A 19,628-nucleotide genomic window follows, 5' to 3' on the forward strand; every position below is an offset into this window, starting at 1 on the left:
GGTTTGGTCTACATGGTTAACTGACAGTCTCGCTGGCAAACCAATTCAACTGCTTACGCAAACTGACCACTGAGCCAACGATAATTAAACTTGGGCTTTCCACCTGCTTGGCAAGCTGGCTGAGGGAGGACAATTCGCCGGTGATCACCCGTTGGCGCTGAGTGGTGCCATTTTCCACGAGCGCGACCGGCGTGGTGGCCGCGAGGCCGTTTTTCAGCAGGTTGGCCTGAATATCTGCCGCCTGCGTCAGCCCCATATAGAACACCAGCGTCTGCTGGCCCTGCGCCAGACAGGCCCAGTCGAGCTTGCCATCCTGCTTGGCGTGGCCGGTTATCAGCCGGACACTTTGCGCGTGGTCACGGTGAGTCAGCGGAATGCCACTGTAGGCCGAACAGCCGGAGGCCGCCGTAATGCCCGGCACCACTGAGAAAGCAATGCCTTCGGCTTTCAGCGCTTCCAGCTCTTCGCCGCCGCGCCCGAAGATAAAGGGGTCACCGCCTTTAAGCCGCACCACGCGTTTACCCAGCCTGGCCTGCTCGAGCAAAATATCGTTGATTCTCTCTTGCGGCACGCAGTGGTGCCCGACGCGCTTGCCGACAAAAATCCGCTCGGCGTCGCGGCGGACAAGATTCAGCACGGCGTCAGACACCAGCCGGTCATACACCACCACGTCGGCCAGCTGCATCTGTTGCAAACCTTTTAGCGTTAGTAAACCGGCGTCTCCCGGCCCCGCGCCTACCAGCACCACTTCGCCATGATGCTCCACCGGCTGGCTAAATAGCTCTTCGATGTAGGCGTCGCTCTGTTGGATGTCATTGTTGGCCAATGACTGCGCCAGACGATGATGATTAAACAGCTTTTCCCACCAGCGGCGGCGCTGCGACATATCCTGAAAATGGGTTTTCACCCGCTGGCGCAGCTGCCCGGCGGTGTCGGCCAGTTTGCCAAGATGCTGAGGCAGAATCGCCTCCAGCCGTTCGCGCAGCAGGCGGGCGAGCACCGGAGCATTGCCGCCGGAGGAGACGGCAATCATCAGCGGAGAACGGTCGATGATCGACGGCATGATGAAGCTGGCGCTTTCCGGCGCGTCCACCACGTTGCAGAACACCCGGCGCTGTTCGGCGGCTTGGCTGACTTGCTGATTAACCGCTTCGGAATCCGTCGCGGTGATCACCAGCCACTTTTCATCCACCAGCAGCGGCGAGAACGGCCCGCGCAGCAGACGCACCTTCCCTTCAGCTTGCCAGACGTCGAACTGCGCGCTGAAGCTGGTGGCATTCACCAGCAAATCAGCTCCGGCGTCGAGCAGCAGACGCGCCTTGCGCTCCGCGACGTCTCCCGCCCCCACCAGCAGACAGGCTTTGTTGTGTAACTGGCAAAACAGCGGGAAATAGTCCATCGCGCGCGGCGCTCCTAAAGATTAATTTGCACGTTGCCGTCGCGAACTCGCGTCGGGTAGGCGGTGATCGAGTGACTCTCATCTTCCATGCACAGTCCGTCCGTCAGGCGGAAATGCTGCTTTTTCAGCGGGCTGGCGACCCACAGCTCGCCCTGATGTTCGGCGATGATGCCGCGCGACAATACGCTGGCTTGGGCGAAAGGGTCAATATTCGATAAAGCAAAAACCTGCTCATCGGCGCGCGGGCGGAATAGCGCCACTTGCTGTTCACCGGCCAGCGCACAAACGCCGCAGCCCGGCAGAATTTGTTCAATAGAACAAAGGGTTAGCCACTGGCTCATAATACTTCCTCCCCGGCGTCAATCAGGTTAACGGGAATACGTTCTTCAGGCCGCGCAGGGCGGTGTTGCTGGCGCTCGCCGACAAACTGCACGTTCGGGTCACGCTGGGCGCTATTGATAAAGTGGGTGAAGCGGGTTTGCGCCGCCGGGTCGTTCAGCGTTTCCTGCCATTCGCAGACCGCCGAGTCGCGCAGGCGGGCGAGTTCTGCTTCCAACTGCTCATTCAGGCCAAGCTTGTCGTCAATGATCACTTTGCGCAGGTAATCAATGCCACCTTCGAGGCTCTCCAGCCAGACCGAGGTGCGTTGCAGCTTATCGGCGGTGCGGATGTAGAACATCATGAAGCGGTCGAGGTATTGCAGCAGTTGGTCGTTGTCCAAATCCGCCGCCAGCAAATCGCCGTGACGTGGCTTCATGCCGCCGTTGCCGCAGACATACAGGTTCCAGCCGTTTTCGGTGGCGATGATCCCCACGTCTTTGCCCTGAGCTTCTGAGCATTCACGGGTACAGCCCGAAACGCCGAATTTCATTTTGTGCGGGGTGCGGATGCCCTTGTAGCGGTTTTCCAGACTGATGCCGAAGCCCAAGCTGTCACCGACGCCAAATCGACACCAGGTGCTGCCTACGCAGGTTTTCGCCATGCGCAGTGCCTTAGCGTAAGCCTGGCCTGTTTCGAATCCGGCATTAATTAGCTTCTGCCAAATTGCCGGTAAATCATCTTTCTGCGCGCCGAACATGCCGATGCGCTGTGAGCCGGTGATTTTGGTATAGAGGTTATATTCCGCGGCAATCTCGCCAATGGCTTGCAGGCCCTGCGGGGTAATTTCGCCGCCCGGAGAGCGCGGAATAACGGAATAAGTGCCGTCTTTTTGCATGTTGGCGAGGAACACGTCATTGGTGTCCTGAAGAGGCGCGTGCTGCGGTTTGAGCACGTAATCATTCCAGCAGGAGGCCAGCAGCGAGCCGACGGTCGGTTTACAAACTTCGCAGCCGTAGCCCTGACCATATTTCGCCAGCAGCTGCTCGAAGGACTTAATGCCTTCGACGCGGATCAGGTGGTAAAGCTCTTGGCGCGAATAGGCGAAGTGCTCGCAAAGGTGATGATTCACCTCTATGCCTTGCTTGCTCAGCTCGGCGTTCAGCACTTGGGTCACCAGCGGAATACAGCCGCCGCAGCCGGTGCCGGCTTTGGTGGCGGATTTCAGTGCCGCCACCGTGTGGCAGCCGCCCTGAACCGCTTTGATAATGTCGCCCTTGGTCACGTCGAAGCAGGAGCAGATTTGCGCGCTTTCCGGCAGGGCGTCGGTGCCAATCACCGCGCCGCCGCTGCCCGCGTGGGCTGGCAGGATCAGCGCGTCTGGGTTTTCCGGCAGTGGGATGCTGTTGAGCACCAATTGCAGCAGATTGCCGTAATCGCTGGTGTCGCCGACCAACACCGCGCCGAGCAGGGTTTTGTTGTCTTCGCTGACCACCAGACGTTTGTATAAAGCTTTGCTTTCATCGAGATAGACATAGCTGCGCGCGCCCTCGGTGCGGGCATGGGCGTCGCCGATACCCGCCACGTCAACGCCCAGCAGCTTGAGTTTGGCGCTCATGTCTGCGCCGGTGAACTGGTTTTCGCGGCCTAACAGATGGTCGGCGGTGACCTGAGCCATTTTATAGCCCGGCGCAACCAAGCCGAAGGTGCGCTGGTTCCACGAGGCGCATTCGCCGATGGCGTAGACATCCGCGTCGCTGGTCTGGCACTGGTCGTTAATCACGATGCCGCCGCGCGGGGCAATCTCCAAATCACACTGGCGCGCCAGCTTGTCCTGCGGGCGGATGCCGGTGGAGAAGACGATGAAATCCACTTCCAGCGAGCTGCCGTCGGCGAAAGCCATGGTTTTGCGGGCGAACTGGCCGCCTTGGGAGATCTCTTTGGTGTTCTTCGCGGTATGAACTTGCACGCCCATGCTTTCGATTTTCTGCCGCAGCTGGTTGCCGCCCATCACGTCGAGCTGTTCGGCCATCAGGCCGGGGGCGAATTCAATTACATGGGTTTCGACGCCCAGATTTTTCAGCGCGCCTGCGGCTTCCAGCCCCAACAGGCCGCCGCCCACCACCGCGCCGCGTTTGCTGCGACGGGCGCAGGCTTCAATGGCGTGCAGGTCTTCAATGGTGCGATAGACGAAGCAGTCCTGGCCGTCAGACCCGGCAATCGGCGGCACCCACGGATAGGAGCCGGTGGCGATCACCAGTTTGTCGTAATAGAGGGTGCGGCCGCTGCTGGAGTGAATCACCTTCTCGGCGCGGTTCAGCGTGATAGCTCGCTCGCCGATCAGCACCTTAACGCCGTGCTTCTCGTAGAAGCCTTCGCGCACCAGAGATAACTCTTCGGCGGTGTGGTGGGAAAAATAGGAGGAAAGATGAACGCGGTCGTAGGCGACGCGCGGCTCTTCACAAAATACCGTGATATCGAACTGGCCCGGCTCGGCTTTATCCAGTAAATCTTCAATAAAGCGATGGCCGACCATGCCGTTACCAATAATCGCCAGTCTGACTTTGCTCATGTTTGCCTCGGAATTGATTTCTATAGGCTCAACATAACGCGCGTGAAGTCGGGCACCTTGACGCAAATCAAGCCGCCTCTAATATACTCCCTAGGTGGTATTTGACTGATTTATATTGGTTTTTATGTAAGTGGACGATTTTAAATAGGTTTATCTATGCTAGAGCAATCCCCGCTGTTTAAGGGTGATCTGGGTTGCCTCATTCAAATCGTATTGGGATAGGTCTGCCGGATGAACCCACGCAAAACTCTCAAACTCGTCGTTAATTGTGACGTTATTATTTTTTGCCAAACAGTTGAAGAGTAGGTAAATCATATAAATCTCTTCTTGCGAACCATCTTGGTAGGTTTTCACTCTCACATCATCCCTAAATGTCCAAGGTTCAATTTTTTCCAGCTCAAGAGCATCGCCAAGTTCTTCGCGTATTTCTCGCAATAATGCCTCTAGTATTGTCTCACCTGGTTCTACCCCACCGCCAGATAACGCCCACTGACCCGGGAAAACGCCTTTGTGGGCAGCCATCTTGCAGAGTAAATAGGTGCCTTGATACTCAATTAATGGGCAAACAATTATCCTTTGGCGCATACAAATCCTTTAGTCTGTGATGATGTTTCTTCAAGAATACCGAATGAATGGCATCAGGACTGTGTGAGGTGTCGACTTGTGGGCGGTTTCCGCTATTGTGGGCGAAGAACATCAAATTCTCAGCGAGGTAACAGGTGACTCAGACCAGTTTGCAGACTATCAAAAACGTTCGACTGCCTTACGCCGACGGGTTGTGGCAGATTCAAATCGAAGGCGGGCGCATTCGCCAAATCACCAGTCAGCCACAGGGGAATGGGCAGACCGAGGGCGTGCTGGATGCTCAGGGCGGGCTGGCGATCCCGCCGTTTGTCGAACCGCATATTCATCTCGATACCACCCAGACTGCCGGGCAACCGGCGTGGAACCAGTCCGGCACCCTGTTCGAAGGCATTGAACGCTGGGCCGAGCGCAAGGCGCAGTTGACCCACGAGGATGTCAAAGCGCGTGCGTGGCAGACCCTCAAGTGGCAGATTGCCAACGGTATCCAGCATGTGCGAACCCACGTGGATGTCTCTGACCCAACGCTGACCGCGCTGAAAGCCATGTTGGAAGTGAAAGCCGAAGTCGCGCCTTGGGTCGACGTACAGATTGTCGCTTTCCCGCAGGAAGGCATCATGTCCTATCCGAATGGCGAAGCCTTGCTGGAAGAGGCGCTGAGGCTGGGGGCCGACGTGGTGGGGGCAATTCCGCACTTTGAATTTACCCGCGAGTATGGCGTGGAGTCGCTGCACAAGACCTTCGCGCTGGCGCAAAAGTACCACAAGCTTGTCGACGTGCACTGCGATGAAATCGATGACGAGCAGTCGCGCTTTGTGGAAACCGTCGCGGCTCTTGCCCTGCGCGAAAATATGGGCGCGCGCGTCACCGCCAGCCATACCACCGCGATGCACTCTTACAACGGGGCATATACCTCGCGGCTGTTCCGCCTGCTGAAGATGTCCGGCATTAACTTCGTCGCCAATCCGCTGGTGAATATTCATCTGCAAGGTCGCTTTGACACTTACCCGAAACGTCGCGGCGTGACGCGGGTGAAAGAGATGCTCGACGCCGGGATTAACGTCTGTTTCGGCCACGATGACGTGTTCGACCCGTGGTATCCGCTGGGCACCGCTAACATGCTGCAAGTGCTGCATATGGGGCTGCATGTCTGCCAACTGATGGGCTACCAGCAGATTGACGATGGCCTGAAGTTAATCACCACTTACAGCGCCAAAACCCTGAATCTTCAAGGCTATAACTTGAAAAGTGGCAATGAAGCCAATCTGGTGATTCTCCCGGCTGAGAGCGGATTCGACGCGGTGCGCCGCCAGACGCCAGTGCGCTACTCCATCCGTCGCGGGGTGGTGATTGCCGAGACGCAGCCCGCGCAGACGGTGATCCATTTGCAGAAAACCGAGTCGGTCAACTTCAACAGTTAGACGGCCTGCGCGTCAGTGCGCGGTGGCGCGATAGAGTCGCGGCTGACGATTTTCGGTGGGAACTGCTGGTGGATGATATCGCCCTCGAGCGACAGTTCATCCAGCAGTAGGCGCGTGGCGAACTGCGCCATGTCGGTTATCGGGAAGTGCACGCTGGTCAGCGCCGGGCGTACAAACTCGGCGCGCTCGCCGCTGTCATAGCAAATCAGTGAAATATCTTCCGGCACCCGCAGGCGGTGTTCGCTGATCGCCAGCAGGGCGCCAATCGCCATATCCTCATTGCAGCAGTAAATCGCCGTTGGCTTCACCGGCTGGCGTAACAAGGTGTCGGTGTGGCGGAAGCCGCTATCCAGTTTGTAATCCCCCTCCAACGTCGCTAAAGGCGCAATCCCCGCCTGCTGCATGGCGTCGGCGAAGCCTTGCCAGCGCAGTTTGGCGGAGTGGCGCAGCAGCGGCCCACTGATACAGGCTATCTGCTGATGACCGGCGTCGAGCAGCATCTGGGTGGCGATGCGGCTGGCGAGGGCGTGGTCGAAGCTGATGCAGCGAGATTCCAGTCCGGGCACCAGACGGTCGAGCAGCACGAAAGGATTGTTGTCGTGGGCCAGCTGTTTCAGGCGTTCATCGCTGATGTGGCGCACGTGCAGGATCAGGCCGTCACAGCGTAAGCCGAACAGCCGCGCAATGGCCTGCTGTTCGTTCTCCTCGCTATCACGCCCTTGAGTGACGACTAACTGCTTCCCCTGCGACTCGGCTTCGGTTTGCACCACGTCCATCAGTGCGCCAAAAAACGCACCGCGATAGGAGGTGGTGACTAACCCCAGCGTATGGCTTTGGCTCGACGCCAGCGCACGGGCCGCCGGATGCGGGCTGTAGCCCAACATCGCGATAGCCCGAACCACGATTTCACGCGTGGCTGCTTTGACCTTTTGGTCGCCATTCGCCACCCGAGAAACGGTGGCCCGGGACACTCCGGCATAGGCTGCGACGTCTTCCAATGTCACCATACTGGCTCCTGTAGCCCCGCCAGTCAGGGGCAGGGAAATTATCTAAATTGAGGTAAATACGGCGCGTTGAGCTGTAAAACCTCATCGAAGAGTTGTTGTGCCAGCGCGGCGTCGCCGACCAACGGGTTGGTCATCAGCGCCAGCAGGCCGCTTTGTCGGTCGCCGTGCACCGCGCAGTCGATGGTCAGGCGCTCAAAGGTTTTCACCTGATCCGCCAGTGTATGCAGTACCGGCGCTAAGCGCCCGAACACCAGCGGCGTCGCGCCGTGGGCGTCGATAATACAGTTGGTTTCTACCACGGCGTCATCCGGTAAGCCATGAATAGCGCCGTGATTTGATGTATTTACCACCATTTGCGTGCCGAGATTATTATGGATTGAGCGAATCAGTTCCAGTGCCACTTCCGAATAGAAGGAGCCGCCGCGGAAACTCAGCTGCTCCGGCTTGGTATTCAGATTCGGATCGGCGTACAGCGCGAACAGCTCTTTCTCCACCTGCATCACTTTTTCGGCACGGGTTCCGCCGTCCGCCGCCTGTTTAATCTCATCTTCCAGCATGGCACGCGGCAGATAGAAATAGCGGTGATATGGGCAAGGGATCACCCCCAGCGCCCGCAGCAGCTCAGGCTTCCACGGCTGATCCTTGATGTTGTTCATGGTCAACGTCGCGCCGTCGCACAGCAGATCCAGCGTCTTTTGCGTCACGTCTTGGCCGTTTTCCAGCACGCGATGTACCCACACCATGTGGTTCAGCCCGGCGAACTGCAGATGAATATCCTCATCCTTCGCGCCAAGCATTTTCGAAATCATGTGGTGCATGGTGATGGGTACGTTGCACAGGCCAATGATTTTGGCTTTGCTGTGGCGGGCCACGGCTTCGGTGACGATCCCAGCCGGGTTGGTGAAGTTGATGATGAAGGCATCTGGCGCTAACTCTTCAACTTTTCGAGCAATTTCTAGCAGCACTGGGATGGTACGCAGCGCCTTGGCAAAGCCGCCCACGCCGGTGGTTTCTTGGCCAATCAGGCCATACTTCAAGCCGAGGCGCTCGTCGGCGGCGCGGGCAGGGAGCTGGCCGACGCGCAGCTGGGTGAGCACGAATTTGGCGTCGCGAATAGCGTCATCCAGCTGGAAATGCACGCTAACTTTGACGTGCTCCAGCCCGGCTTTCGCCAGCATGCGGCGGGTCAGCTCGGAGATAATGGTGACTTTTTCGCGGCCCGCTTCGACATCCACTAAGGCCAGTTCGGTGACCGGCAGCTCGTTAAAGCGCAGGATCAAGCCTTCGACCAGCTCCGGCGTATAGCTGCTGCCCCCGCCGACGATGGTGATTTTAAACTGACTCATGGGCACCTCCGATAAGCTCCAGCGCCGTCGCCAGCACTTTGTCGCCGCGCATGGTGCCGTAATCCATCATGTCTATTACCGCGACTTTCTTGCCGAGCGGGGCGGCGAGGTCAGAGAGACGGGCCAGTTCATAGCGTACCTGCGGGCCGAGCAGCACCACGTCGGCTTCGCCAATAATGTGTTCAAACTCGGCCACCGGCACGGCGCGCACGTCGACGTCCAGCTCGCGGGTTTTCGCCTCACTCAGCATTCGCTGAACCAACATACTGGTCGACATTCCTGCGGCACAGCAAAGGACAATTTTTTTCATGTTCGACTCCTGCCTTTTTGAAAGTGTGATTCAGTGATAGGTGATTAAAATTGAAGAATGAGAGCGCTCTCATTTTTATATCTTAGCCGGATAGCGTTGTCAAAAAACCCCCCATGTCACAAAGCGAGAGATAGCCGACAAAACTTTTTTTTACTTGGCAGGTCATAGCTATACGTAAATAAAAGTAAAGCTCTGGCACTGTAGGTATAGGCTCTTTAGAATCAATGGGTTTATCCCGTTAGATTTCGAGCTGAAGCCGCGCGGGCTGCCGCCTAGCTGCATCTTGAAATCTATCGGGTACAGTTGTTTGTATTTTGGATAAAGGAATCGTCATGTTTAAACGTACTTTAGTGACCGTCACTGCGCTGCTCTCCCTCACCGCGCTGTCACCTGCCGCACTCGCTGCCGCACAGCAACACGTACTGCTGACGACCTCCGCAGGTAATATCGAAGTCGAACTCGACAGTGCTAAAGCACCGGTTTCTGTGAAGAATTTCGTCGATTACACGCAAAGTGGTTACTACAACAACACCATTTTCCACCGCGTTATTCCAGGCTTCATGATTCAGGGTGGCGGTTTCACCACTGACATGCAGCAGAAGCAGACCAAAGCACCAATCAAAAACGAAGCTGACAATGGCTTGCGTAACCTGCGCGGCACCATCGCCATGGCGCGGACTTCTGAGAAAGACAGCGCGACCAGCCAGTTCTTCTTCAACGTGGCTGACAACGCCTTCCTCGACCACGGCCAGCGTGACTTCGGTTATGCGGTATTCGGTAAGGTTATCAAGGGGATGGATGTGGTTGATAAAATCGCTCAGGTGAAAACTGATAACGTAGGCCCATACCAGAACGTGCCAACCACGCCAGTGGTTATCCTTTCTGCCAAAGTCCTGCCATAATTTAAGCCAGCAGCAAGAATGCGAAAGCCTCCTATCCGGAGGCTTTTTTATGTCGAAAATTCGGATTTCTTGACGCCTATTCATCTGCCTTATAGGTTTTAATCAGTGCCAGAACCCACCCCTGTTCAAAGGATAATGAAATGAGTGAACCCCGCCTGATCGCGATTGCCATGCAGGATGGCAAACCCGTGCAAAACTTGACGCTACTGCCTGCGCTGGCTAACCGCCACGGTTTAATCACCGGCGCGACCGGCACGGGTAAAACCGTGACCCTTCAACGCATGGCCGAGCAATTTTCGCGTATCGGCGTGCCGGTATTTTTGGCCGATGTGAAAGGTGATTTGTCAGGGATTGGCGCACCGGGCGTGGCGTCGGACAAGCTGAATGCGCGGCTTCAGGGCATTGGTGTGACTGACTGGCAGCCGCGGGCTTGCACCATTATTCCATGGGATATTTTTGCCGAAAAAGGGCATCCGATCCGCGCCACGGTGTCGGATCTTGGTCCACTGCTGCTCGCCCGCCTGCTCGACCTGAATGAAGTGCAAACCGGCGTGCTCAATCTGGTGTTTAAGATTGCCGATGACAGCGGCATGCTGCTGCTCGACATGAAAGATCTGCGCGCAATGGTGCAAGTGGTGGGTGACAACGCCAAACAGTTCCAGACCCAGTACGGCAACATTTCGTCGGCTTCCATTGGCGCAATTCAGCGCGGGCTGCTGACGCTGGAAGGACAGGGCGCCAACCAGTTCTTCGGCGAACCTATGTTGGATATCAAGGACTTGATGAAAACTGACGCCAACGGGCAGGGCATCATTAACCTGCTGGCGGCGGATAAACTGATTAACCAGCCGAAACTGTACGCCGTGTTCCTGCTTTGGCTGTTGGCGGAGCTTTTTGAGCATCTGCCAGAAGTCGGCGACCCCGAGCAGCCAAAACTGGTGTTCTTCTTCGACGAAGCGCACCTGCTGTTCACCGACGCCCCCGCCGCGCTGCTGACCAAGATTGAACAGGTTGTTCGCCTGATTCGCTCGAAAGGGGTGGGTATCTACTTCGTCACCCAGAACCCGCTAGATATTCCCGACAGCGTGCTCGGCCAGCTGGGAAATCGCGTGCAGCACGCCCTGCGAGCTTTCACGCCGCGTGACCAGAAGGCGGTGAAAGCGGCGGCGCAGACCCTGCGCGCTAACCCGAAATTTGATGCTGAAACGGCAATTTCCGAGCTGGGCGTTGGCGAAGCGCTGGTCTCCTTCTTGGATGAGAAAGGGCGCCCGAACGTGGTCGAGCGGGCGATGGTTATCGCGCCAGAATCCAAAATGGGCATGCTCGGCGATGAAGGGATGAACAGCGCGCTGAACAAATCGCCACTCTATGGCCGATATGAAGATGCCATTGACCGCGAGTCGGCGTATGAAAAGATTCAGGCTCAGGGCTTTGGCACCGTGGCACAGCCTGCTGGCACGGCGGCGCAAAAGCCGGCTGCAACGCAGGCTGAGGGTGGCGGCTTGATGGGCAGCTTGAATGAGATCCTCTTCGGCTCTACCGGCCCGCGTGGCGGGAAAAAAGACGGGGTGGTGCAGGTCGCAGCCAAAAGCATGGCGCGCGACTTAGGTCGGCAGATCCTGCGCGGCGTGCTTGGCTCTATTATGGGTGGTCGCAAGAAGTAGCGCAAAGTAAGCCCTATCCCGCCGTTTTCTAAGAATGCCCTGCAAATGCCGGGCATTTTTTTTTGCCCTCACTTTCCCTGACTATACTTACCTCAGAAATACGCTAGCGAGCGTACCCACGCTAAGGAGTCTGAGATGAGTACCAAGCTGACCGCGAAACAGAAAGAGAAGTTGTTCAAAGAGCGCCAAAATCGCAATTTCCAAGCCAGTTCACTGTTGGATGGTTTGCACATCGAGCTTGTGACCCTCACCCCAGAGCAAGTTGCCCAGCGACTGGATGACCTAAGGGGGCACTATGAACGATAAGCTGAATGCAGGCGTCGACCCCTATCTCTATCCCGGTATCCAGGTGCTGGAAAATAAACTAGGTATTCACGAGGCGAATCGATTAGCGCAGGCGGAAATGGCCTTTACCGCGCTGCGGGCTGCCACTATCTCCCTTGGGCAACCCGAGATGGGCTTGCCGCACCTTTGCGCCATTCACCAAACGCTGTTTCAGGACATTTATCCTTGGGCTGGTAAATTTCGTGAAATGGATATCTACAAAGAAGACACGCCTTTCTGCCACCTCGCCTATATCGAGAAAGAGGGCAATGCGCTGATGCAGGAGCTGGAAGATGAGGGTTATCTGGTTGATCTTCCTCACAAAGATTTCTGCAAGAAATTGGCTCATTACTATACGGGTATCAATCTGCTGCATCCGTTCCGCGACGGCAATGGACGGGCGCAACGCATCTTCTTCGAGCAACTGATTATTCACGCAGGTTACGACGTTGATTGGAAAAATATCGACCGTGAAAGCTGGTTAGACGCCAATAAAAAAGCCGTTTTTGGTGATGAACAGCCGCTAACTGCCCTCTTTAAACAGACTGTCCTTGAAATAGAAGACACTAAGTAAAATCTGCCTTCTTCTCACCCGGTTCTGAAGTCAGGGCCGGGAAAGCCCCTCTTGTTGATAGCTTCTCTCTCTTTATTTATTAACCAGAAAACTAAACGGCTGTTTATATTAAATTTTTAATTATAAATAAGTAATGCTGTATTGATTGAAATTATTTTCATTAATGTCTAGTGGGTTTCTTAGTTATATATAAGACAGGATGAGCTTTTTTTAAAATGAGTTTACTCCTGAAAAGTTGTTCTGTTAGTCTCTTGTCGGTGGCAAACGCTTAGTTATTATTGCTAATTTAGCAGAGCATTTGCATTGCTTATAAATGATGAATGCCATCAGGGATTATCACTATTATGTACTATAGATGATAATTTATATAAAACTTCGATGAATATTTATGATCGAAAAATAATAAGGATATTATATGAAAGAGTTATCTGTTGTAGAAATGAATGCAGTATCAGGCGCTGGCTGGGGGCCTTGGGCTGGGGCTGGCGTTGGGGCTTTAGCTGGCCTTTTGGCTGTGGCTTTGACCTGTAAACTGACAAATGAAACATCAGAAAATAGAACTCAAGAGCAAGGAAGGGATAATAGATATATTATTACTACTGCTACTGTGTTAGGCGCACTTTCTGGTGCCATTGCCGAAGCGCGTTAATAGCCATCACTGACTCAATAAAATTAATAAGGAAATTATATGAAAGAGTTATCTGTTGTAGAAATGAATGCAGTATCAGGCGCAGGCTGGGGGCCTTGGGCTGGGGCTGGCGTTGGGGCTTTAGCTGGCCTTTTGGCTGTGGCTTTGACCTGTAAACTGACAAATGAAACATCAGAAAATAGAACTCAAGAGCAAGGAAGGGATAATAGATATATTATTACTACTGCTACTGTGTTAGGCGCACTTTCTGGCGCAATCGCCGAAGCGCGTTCATAATCTAGGCAGTAAAGTCAGTTATTTTCACAATGCATATTAGAATAATGGCTGTTCACCGTGAGAATGATTGAATTAATGCCGTGGTGACTTCACCACGGTATTATCCGAAGTTTCTTAAATGAAAGTGATGGCAGAGTTAACTTTTTCATACCCCCCATTCACTTGCCGTGCGAAGGCGCTGATTTAGGCTGTAGATGCAGAGAGTTAATGATTAGAAACGATTAAATGTTAACGAAATGTCACCAAAATGGCATGTGATTAAGAAGAGGTGTTTTTAAGATCTAAGAAAATACTTATGTCAGAACAGCCAATTTACTCGGGATGAATAATGTCTATTATTACTCACGCAGTCTACTGTGTGGGTCAAGGATTTTGACCTAACAAAATCAAAATTTAATAAGGATATTATATGAAGATTAGTAGTAAAAATTATTGACTTAGTGCTGGGATGACTATCATCGCGGCAGTATGGCTATTACAGAAGAATACATGGATGCATTTTTGCGCTGACATTAAGGGATGTAATGAACAGGAAAGGAATCTTCCGACAAGAAGCCTTAGAAAATAAGAAGCAGCAATGGGAAGGTAAAGCCTTGTTGCTCGCAGGGGCCTCTCCATGGTTAATCAGTCTTATTGCATTAGCATTTATCATTTTTATTTGCGGATTTCTCTATTTTTGTGAGTATTCACGAAGAATCGATGTCAGTGGTGAAGTGATCACGCTGCCCCATTCCGTCAATATTTATGCGCCACAACAGGGATACATCACCAAGACTTATGTCAAAGTGGGAGATGAAATCAAAAAAGGCGACCCTATCTACGCCATTGATCTCTCTCATACCACCTCATCAGGCAATGTTAGCGCTGAAACTAAAATTGCTCTTGAAAAACAGGTCGTTAATCTTGAAGCAATTACTGCGCATTTGAAGCAAAACCGGCATGTTACCGCTGAGAACTTAAAGAGCCAGCTGAAAAAATATACCGAATCTAATAAAGAAACCCGCAGATTAGTCGAAAGCTCGCGCCGGGGCGTAGAAAACATGCGCCAAGGTCTAAAAAGTTACGAAGAATATTTGACTCGCGGTTTAATCAATAAAGATCAACTTAATAATCACCGCAGTCAGTTTTACCAGCAGCAAAGCACTTATCAAAATTTAAACAGCCAGGCAATTCAGGAAGAGCTGCAGGTGGCTAAAATTGAGAGCGACCTGTTAACGCAGATAGCTGACATTGATAACCAAATTTCGCAAAACGAATTTCAATTAAACGATCTGCGCCGAAAGATGATTGAATCTGATGCCGGCGAAAGCGTGATTGTCAGTGCAAAATCAGCGGGCATCGTGGAATCGCTAAGCGTGACGACCGGGCAAATGGTCAGTTCAGGTAACAGTCTGGCGCAAATAATGCCGGTTAAAGATATTAAATATTATCTTCTCCTTTGGTTACCAAGCAGCAGTCTGCCTTATATTAAAACTGGTGACGGGATTAATATCCGCTATGACGCATTTCCATCAGAAAAATTTGGGCAGTTCCCCGGCACCATTGATCTTATTTCTAAATTGCCCGCATCCAAACAGGAGTTGGGTCAATACAGTACTGCATTGACGGACCCCAAAGGGGAGCTGACGGATAATTATTATAAAGTTTTGGTTTCTATTAATAGAACCGATTTTAGCGATAAAGGCAAGATGATGTATTTATCCCATGGTTTAAAAGCCAGAGCGATTGTCTTCCTCGAAAAACGGCCTTTGTATCAGTGGATGTTCACCCCTTTTTATAATATTAAAGACAGCGTAACTGGCCCAGTCGATGAAAAATAATACATTTAGCTACATCATCCAAAAGCTGAACTTTGGGATGAAAAGAAAGGTTCCGCATATTCTGCAAACAGAAATGTCGGAATGCGGTTTGGCCTGTCTGGCGATGGTTTGCGGCTATTATGGCCTGAATATCGACATGTTTAATTTCCGCCAGAAATTTTCAGTTTCCAGCCAGGGTGCGACCTTAAATGCGATTGTCCAGTCAGCCACGGCGGTGAATTTAAAAAGCCGCTCGCTGGCGCTTGATATGGATGAAATTAAACAGCTTAAACTGCCATGCATATTGCACTGGGATATGAATCACTTCGTGGTATTGGTGGCAGTGAAACGCTCTGGCTATGTGGTTCACGACCCGGCTTTTGGTAAGCGGGTTATCTCCCATCAGGATATGTCTAAGCATTTTACCGGCGTAGCCCTGGAATTGTGGCCCGACAGTAAGTTTCAAAAAGAGACGCTGAAAACCCGCGTCAAGCTGCTGGATTTAGCAAGAAGCGTCGTCGGTTTGAAGGGCGCGTTAACCAAGATATTCTTCCTCTCAATTGTGATTGAAGCCATCAACCTGCTGACGCCAGTGGGCACGCAGCTAGTAATGGACCATGTGATTCAGGCCAAGGACCTCGGCCTGCTTTCGGTTATCTGTATCGGCTTGCTCACGGCCATTATTTTTAGCTCCTTTGTTAGCATGCTACGCGGCTGGGTGTCGCTGGTTATCGGCTCGCTGATTGATGTGCAATGGAAAAACTCCTTCTTCGATCACCTGATTCGCCTGCCACTCTCTTTCTTTGAGAAGCGCCATCTTGGCGATATTCAGTCACGCTTTAGCTCGCTGGATACCATCCGCAGCACTTTCACCAACAGCATTATCGGTGGGGTGATTGATGGCATCATGACTATTGGCCTGATTGGGATGATGGTGGCCTACGGCGGCTGGCTATGTTGGGTGGTGGTTGGCTTCACCGCCCTTTACGCCATCATGCGTCTGGCAACGTATGATTTTTACCGTCGACTGTCGGAAGAGAAAATTGTTAAAGACGCCAAGGCGGGTTCCCACTTTATGGAAACCCTCTACGGGGTGGCCACCATTAAGGCGCTGGGGCTGAACCACAAGCGTTCGCGTTTTTGGCTGAATCTGAATATTGATGCCACCAATACCGGCATCCGCCTCAACCGTTTCACCATGCTGTTTGGCGGTATTAATACCTTTATTACCGCGATTGATCAGGTGGCTATTCTCTGGCTCGGTGCCACCATGGTGGTGGATAATGCCATGACGCTGGGGATGTTTATGGCGTTCAATGCCTACCGTGGGCAGTTCTCCGGCCGCGCTTCCAACCTTATTGACCTGTTCCTACAGCTGCGCATGTTATCGCTACATAACGACAGGATCTCCGACATTGTCTTTACTGAGGCTGAGCAAGAGGCGCCGGCGCGTCAGGTCTTCCCGCCAAACAAACCGATCTCTTTTGAAGTTAAAGGGCTCGGTTTTCAGTATGACGATTTATCTCGCCCGGTATTCAATGAGTTGAGTTTCAACATTGAACCCGGCGATAGCGTGGCGATTGTCGGGCCATCGGGGGTAGGTAAAACCACCTTGCTGAAGGTGATGACCGGCTTATTGCCTCCAAGTCAGGGGACGGTGCTGGCCGATGGCCTCGACATTAATAAGATTGGCGTGAACAACTACCGGGAAAGCATTTCCTGCGTGTTACAGGAAGATAAGCTGTTTTCCGGCTCCATTGCCGACAATATCGTCAGTTTTGATGTGGAGCCGGACCGTGAACTGATGCTGGCTTGCGCGGTATATTGCAACATTCATAATGAAATTATGCAGATGTCGATGGGCTATGAGACGTTGATTGGCGAGCTGGGCAGTGGGCTGTCGGGCGGGCAGAAGCAGAGGCTGTTAATTGCCCGCGCACTGTATCGCAAGCCGAATATCATCTTTATGGATGAAGCGACCAGCCATCTTGATTTGGACAACGAGGAGATCATCAACAAATCGATTTCCCAGTTGCAAATCACCCGCATTATTGTGGCGCACCGGCCATCGACGATTGCTTCCGCCAATCGAGTGATCACCTTGGGGGGAGCCATTCCCGCGCCCTAGTCGAATAATCTGACGCGAAGCGGCCTGGCTGGTTTCACAATACCTTCTGCTTGTGCAAGAATGCCCGCACTTGTTTAGGTAAAAGCCAGGTCGAAAATGAATTGCGTAGAATGCTGTCGATATCTGAGTGTAGATGAAGCTGAATGTTTTTACTTATCAGTAGGATACCTCTGACATGCTGCTGCTTATCGACAACTACGACTCCTTTACCTACAACCTGTATCAATATTTTTGCGAGCTGGGTGCCGACGTTTTAGTTAAGCGTAACGATCAACTCAGCCTCGCCGACATTGAGCAGTTGGCTCCTTCCCACTTGGTTATCTCGCCCGGCCCTTGTACCCCGGACGACGCGGGCATCTCCCTCGCCGCCATCACCCATTTCGCCGATAAGCTGCCGATCCTTGGCGTCTGCCTCGGGCATCAGGCCATGGCGCAGGCTTTTGGCGGGCAGGTGGTACGATCTCGGCAGGCGGTGCATGGCAAAACCTCGCCGATTCGTCATAACGGCGAAAGCGTTTTCCGTGATTTGAACAACCCGCTGACCGTCACCCGCTATCACTCACTGATTGTTACCCCTGAAAGCCTGCCGGACTGTTTTACCCTGACGGCGTGGACCGAGCGCGATGGTCATCCCGATGAGATCATGGGCATCGCCCATAAGCAGCTTCCGTTGCACGGTGTGCAGTTCCACCCGGAGAGTATCCTCAGCGAGCAGGGCCACCAGCTGTTGGATAATTTTCTTAAGATTTAATAGCTTAACTTCCCCGAGACAATTTCTTATCCGCCAGAGCAGATTTCCGTTTGCTTGTGGGTGATTTATTATGCATATTTTATGACTATATTTTCACATCCGTGTAGGCTGTGGATCTCTCTGCACCATGCTTGTTAGCAACAAGCTATGTCAGACAATGTATTGAAGGGGATGTAAATAATGGCGGAAAAATCAGCGGTAACGCGTCAAGATCACGATCGGACTATTTTGCCGGTTTATGCACCAGCGCAGTTCATTCCGGTGAAAGGGAAAGGCAGCCGCGTGTGGGATCAGCAGGGTACCGAGTATGTTGATTTTGCGGGCGGTATTGCGGTCACCGCGCTGGGGCATTGCCATCCGGCGTTAGTGAAAGCGTTGCATGAGCAGGGTGAAACCCTGTGGCATGTGAGTAACGTCTTCACCAATGAACCGGCATTACGACTGGCGCAGAAGCTGATCGACGCGACCTTTGCCGATCGCGTATTTTTTGCTAACTCTGGCGCCGAGGCCAACGAGGCCGCCTTTAAGCTGGCACGCTACTACGCCGCGCATCGCCACAGCCCTTATAAAAGCAAAATCATTGCCTTCCACAACGCCTTCCACGGCCGCACTTTCTTTACCGTTACCGTGGGCGGGCAGCCGAAATACTCCGACGGCTTTGGTCCAAAACCTGCCGACATAGTCCATGTGCCTTTCAACGATCTCGACGCCGTTAAAGCCGTGATTGATGACCACACCTGCGCCATCGTAGTCGAGCCGGTACAGGGCGAAGGCGGTGTTACGCCTGCCACGCAAGAGTTCATGCAAGGTCTGCGCGAACTGTGCGATAAGCATCAAGCCTTGTTGGTGCTCGACGAAGTTCAAACCGGCATGGGCCGTTCCGGCAAGCTGTTCAGCTATATGCATTACGGCGTGAAGCCGGACATTATCACCACCGCAAAAGCGCTGGGCGGCGGTTTCCCAGTCAGCGCGATGCTGGCAACGGAAGAAGTGGCGTCAGTCATGGAGCCGGGCAAGCACGGCACCACCTACGGCGGCAACCCACTGGCCTGCGCCGTGGCCGGTGCCGCGCTAGACATTATCAACACGCCAGAGGTGTTGTCGGGCGTGGCGGAGCGCCGCGAGAAATTCATTCAGGCGCTGGAAGCGATTAATGAAGAATTCAGCCTGTTCAAAGCAGTGCGCGGGCAAGGCCTGTTGATTGGTGCCGAGCTTGCCGACACCTATAAAAACCGCGCCGGTGATTTCCACAAAGCCGCCGCTGAGTTCGGACTCATGATGCTAGTCGCAGGCCCGAACGTGATCCGCTTCGCACCATCGCTGGTGATTGAGTTTGCGGATATTAGCGAGGGGATGGAGCGCTTTAAGCAGGCCATTAGGAAGGTGCTGGCTTAAGGTCAAGACCTTGCGTTGCCACGCAAACTGGCCTCAAGGGGCGCCTATCGCCACGCCCCTTAAGAATCCCCGGCTCTTTACTGCGCGCTCCGCTCGCTAGGCGGACGTGTTTCAGGTACTTCCGTTATCCACCGCAAAATGTCGCCGCTTAGGCGGTGCCTTCGCTTCAGGCTTCGAGCCATAGGTCTCGAACCATTCGCTCAGCGCCATT

General features: G+C 53.4%; 18 protein-coding genes. 11 read left to right on the plus strand and 7 right to left on the minus strand.

What is annotated here, in order from left to right; translation table 11 throughout:
• Window positions 1–16: 16 nt before the first annotated feature.
• The 4 genes from cysG to nudI form a co-directional block, all read right to left on the minus strand.
• Window positions 17–1,399, minus strand: a complete 1,383-nt coding sequence (cysG, locus tag ACT3RT_RS15825) for a siroheme synthase CysG (RefSeq protein ID WP_496203302.1) — start codon at window positions 1,397–1,399, stop codon at window positions 17–19.
• A 14-nt stretch (window positions 1,400–1,413) separates the two neighbouring features.
• Window positions 1,414–1,740 carry a nitrite reductase small subunit NirD gene (gene nirD / locus ACT3RT_RS15830; protein ID WP_496203303.1) on the minus strand — a complete coding sequence of 109 codons (327 nt, stop codon included), beginning with the start codon at window positions 1,738–1,740 and terminating at the stop codon, window positions 1,414–1,416.
• Complete coding sequence (gene nirB / locus ACT3RT_RS15835; RefSeq protein WP_485903051.1) at window positions 1,737–4,289, minus strand: nitrite reductase large subunit NirB; 2,553 nt, start codon at window positions 4,287–4,289, stop codon at window positions 1,737–1,739. The genes nirD and nirB overlap by 4 nt, the downstream gene beginning before the upstream one ends.
• A gap of 159 nt (window positions 4,290–4,448) precedes the next feature.
• A complete protein-coding gene (gene nudI, locus ACT3RT_RS15840; RefSeq protein ID WP_486031593.1) occupies window positions 4,449–4,874 on the minus strand; it encodes a nucleoside triphosphatase NudI in 426 nt (141 codons plus the stop codon).
• Between the two features lie 134 nt (window positions 4,875–5,008).
• On the opposite strand from nudI, the gene ACT3RT_RS15845 reads away from it, so the two are divergent.
• The gene (locus tag ACT3RT_RS15845; protein ID WP_353503590.1) at window positions 5,009–6,292 is read left to right on the plus strand and encodes a cytosine deaminase; all 1,284 of its coding nucleotides are present in this window, start codon (window positions 5,009–5,011) and stop codon (window positions 6,290–6,292) included.
• Here ACT3RT_RS15845 and ACT3RT_RS15850 read toward each other — a convergent pair.
• From ACT3RT_RS15850 to ACT3RT_RS15860, 3 genes are read right to left on the minus strand one after another with little or no spacing between them, the layout of a single operon-like run.
• Window positions 6,289–7,299, minus strand: coding sequence for a LacI family DNA-binding transcriptional regulator (locus ACT3RT_RS15850; protein ID WP_496203304.1), 1,011 nt, complete (start codon window positions 7,297–7,299; stop codon window positions 6,289–6,291). The genes ACT3RT_RS15845 and ACT3RT_RS15850 overlap by 4 nt on opposite strands.
• A gap of 38 nt (window positions 7,300–7,337) precedes the next feature.
• Window positions 7,338–8,645 carry a 6-phospho-beta-glucosidase gene (locus ACT3RT_RS15855; RefSeq protein ID WP_485903053.1) on the minus strand — a complete coding sequence of 436 codons (1,308 nt, stop codon included), beginning with the start codon at window positions 8,643–8,645 and terminating at the stop codon, window positions 7,338–7,340.
• On the minus strand, window positions 8,632–8,955 hold the full coding sequence (locus ACT3RT_RS15860) for a PTS sugar transporter subunit IIB (protein ID WP_353503588.1): 324 nt from the start codon (window positions 8,953–8,955) through the stop codon (window positions 8,632–8,634). Before ACT3RT_RS15860 ends, ACT3RT_RS15855 begins: the two co-directional genes overlap by 14 nt.
• A 332-nt stretch (window positions 8,956–9,287) precedes the next feature.
• On the opposite strand from ACT3RT_RS15860, the gene ppiA reads away from it, so the two are divergent.
• The 10 genes from ppiA to argD all read left to right on the plus strand — a co-directional run bounded on the left by ppiA (window position 9,288) and on the right by argD (window position 19,417).
• Window positions 9,288–9,857, plus strand: a complete 570-nt coding sequence (gene ppiA / locus ACT3RT_RS15865) for a peptidylprolyl isomerase A (RefSeq protein WP_496203305.1) — start codon at window positions 9,288–9,290, stop codon at window positions 9,855–9,857.
• A 140-nt stretch (window positions 9,858–9,997) separates the two neighbouring features.
• Window positions 9,998–11,521: a helicase HerA-like domain-containing protein gene (locus tag ACT3RT_RS15870; RefSeq protein WP_353503587.1), complete on the plus strand. Its 1,524-nt coding sequence runs from the start codon at window positions 9,998–10,000 to the stop codon at window positions 11,519–11,521.
• Between the two features lie 135 nt (window positions 11,522–11,656).
• Window positions 11,657–11,827, plus strand: a complete 171-nt coding sequence (locus ACT3RT_RS15875; RefSeq protein WP_485903056.1) for a YhfG family protein — start codon at window positions 11,657–11,659, stop codon at window positions 11,825–11,827.
• Window positions 11,817–12,419, plus strand: coding sequence for a putative adenosine monophosphate-protein transferase Fic (locus ACT3RT_RS15880; protein WP_496203306.1), 603 nt, complete (start codon window positions 11,817–11,819; stop codon window positions 12,417–12,419). Before ACT3RT_RS15875 ends, ACT3RT_RS15880 begins: the two co-directional genes overlap by 11 nt.
• 415 nt (window positions 12,420–12,834) lie before the next feature.
• Window positions 12,835–13,068, plus strand: a complete 234-nt coding sequence (locus ACT3RT_RS15885; RefSeq protein WP_185689084.1) for a hypothetical protein — start codon at window positions 12,835–12,837, stop codon at window positions 13,066–13,068.
• Window positions 13,069–13,107: 39 nt separating this feature from the next.
• Window positions 13,108–13,344, plus strand: a complete 237-nt coding sequence (locus tag ACT3RT_RS15890; RefSeq protein ID WP_496203307.1) for a hypothetical protein — start codon at window positions 13,108–13,110, stop codon at window positions 13,342–13,344.
• Window positions 13,345–13,868: 524 nt separating this feature from the next.
• On the plus strand, window positions 13,869–15,164 hold the full coding sequence (locus tag ACT3RT_RS15895; protein ID WP_485904082.1) for an HlyD family secretion protein: 1,296 nt from the start codon (window positions 13,869–13,871) through the stop codon (window positions 15,162–15,164).
• Window positions 15,154–17,271, plus strand: a complete 2,118-nt coding sequence (locus ACT3RT_RS15900; protein WP_496203308.1) for a peptidase domain-containing ABC transporter — start codon at window positions 15,154–15,156, stop codon at window positions 17,269–17,271. The genes ACT3RT_RS15895 and ACT3RT_RS15900 overlap by 11 nt, the downstream gene beginning before the upstream one ends.
• 175 nt (window positions 17,272–17,446) lie before the next feature.
• A complete protein-coding gene (locus tag ACT3RT_RS15905) occupies window positions 17,447–18,022 on the plus strand; it encodes an aminodeoxychorismate synthase component II (RefSeq protein WP_496203309.1) in 576 nt (191 codons plus the stop codon).
• Between the two features lie 177 nt (window positions 18,023–18,199).
• Window positions 18,200–19,417: a bifunctional acetylornithine/succinyldiaminopimelate transaminase gene (gene argD, locus ACT3RT_RS15910; RefSeq protein WP_496203323.1), complete on the plus strand. Its 1,218-nt coding sequence runs from the start codon at window positions 18,200–18,202 to the stop codon at window positions 19,415–19,417.
• Window positions 19,418–19,628 lie beyond the last annotated feature (211 nt).

Origin of the sequence: Ewingella sp. AOP9-I1-14 (assembly GCF_052375995.1) — a bacterium.
GTDB lineage: Bacteria > Pseudomonadota > Gammaproteobacteria > Enterobacterales > Enterobacteriaceae > Ewingella > Ewingella allii.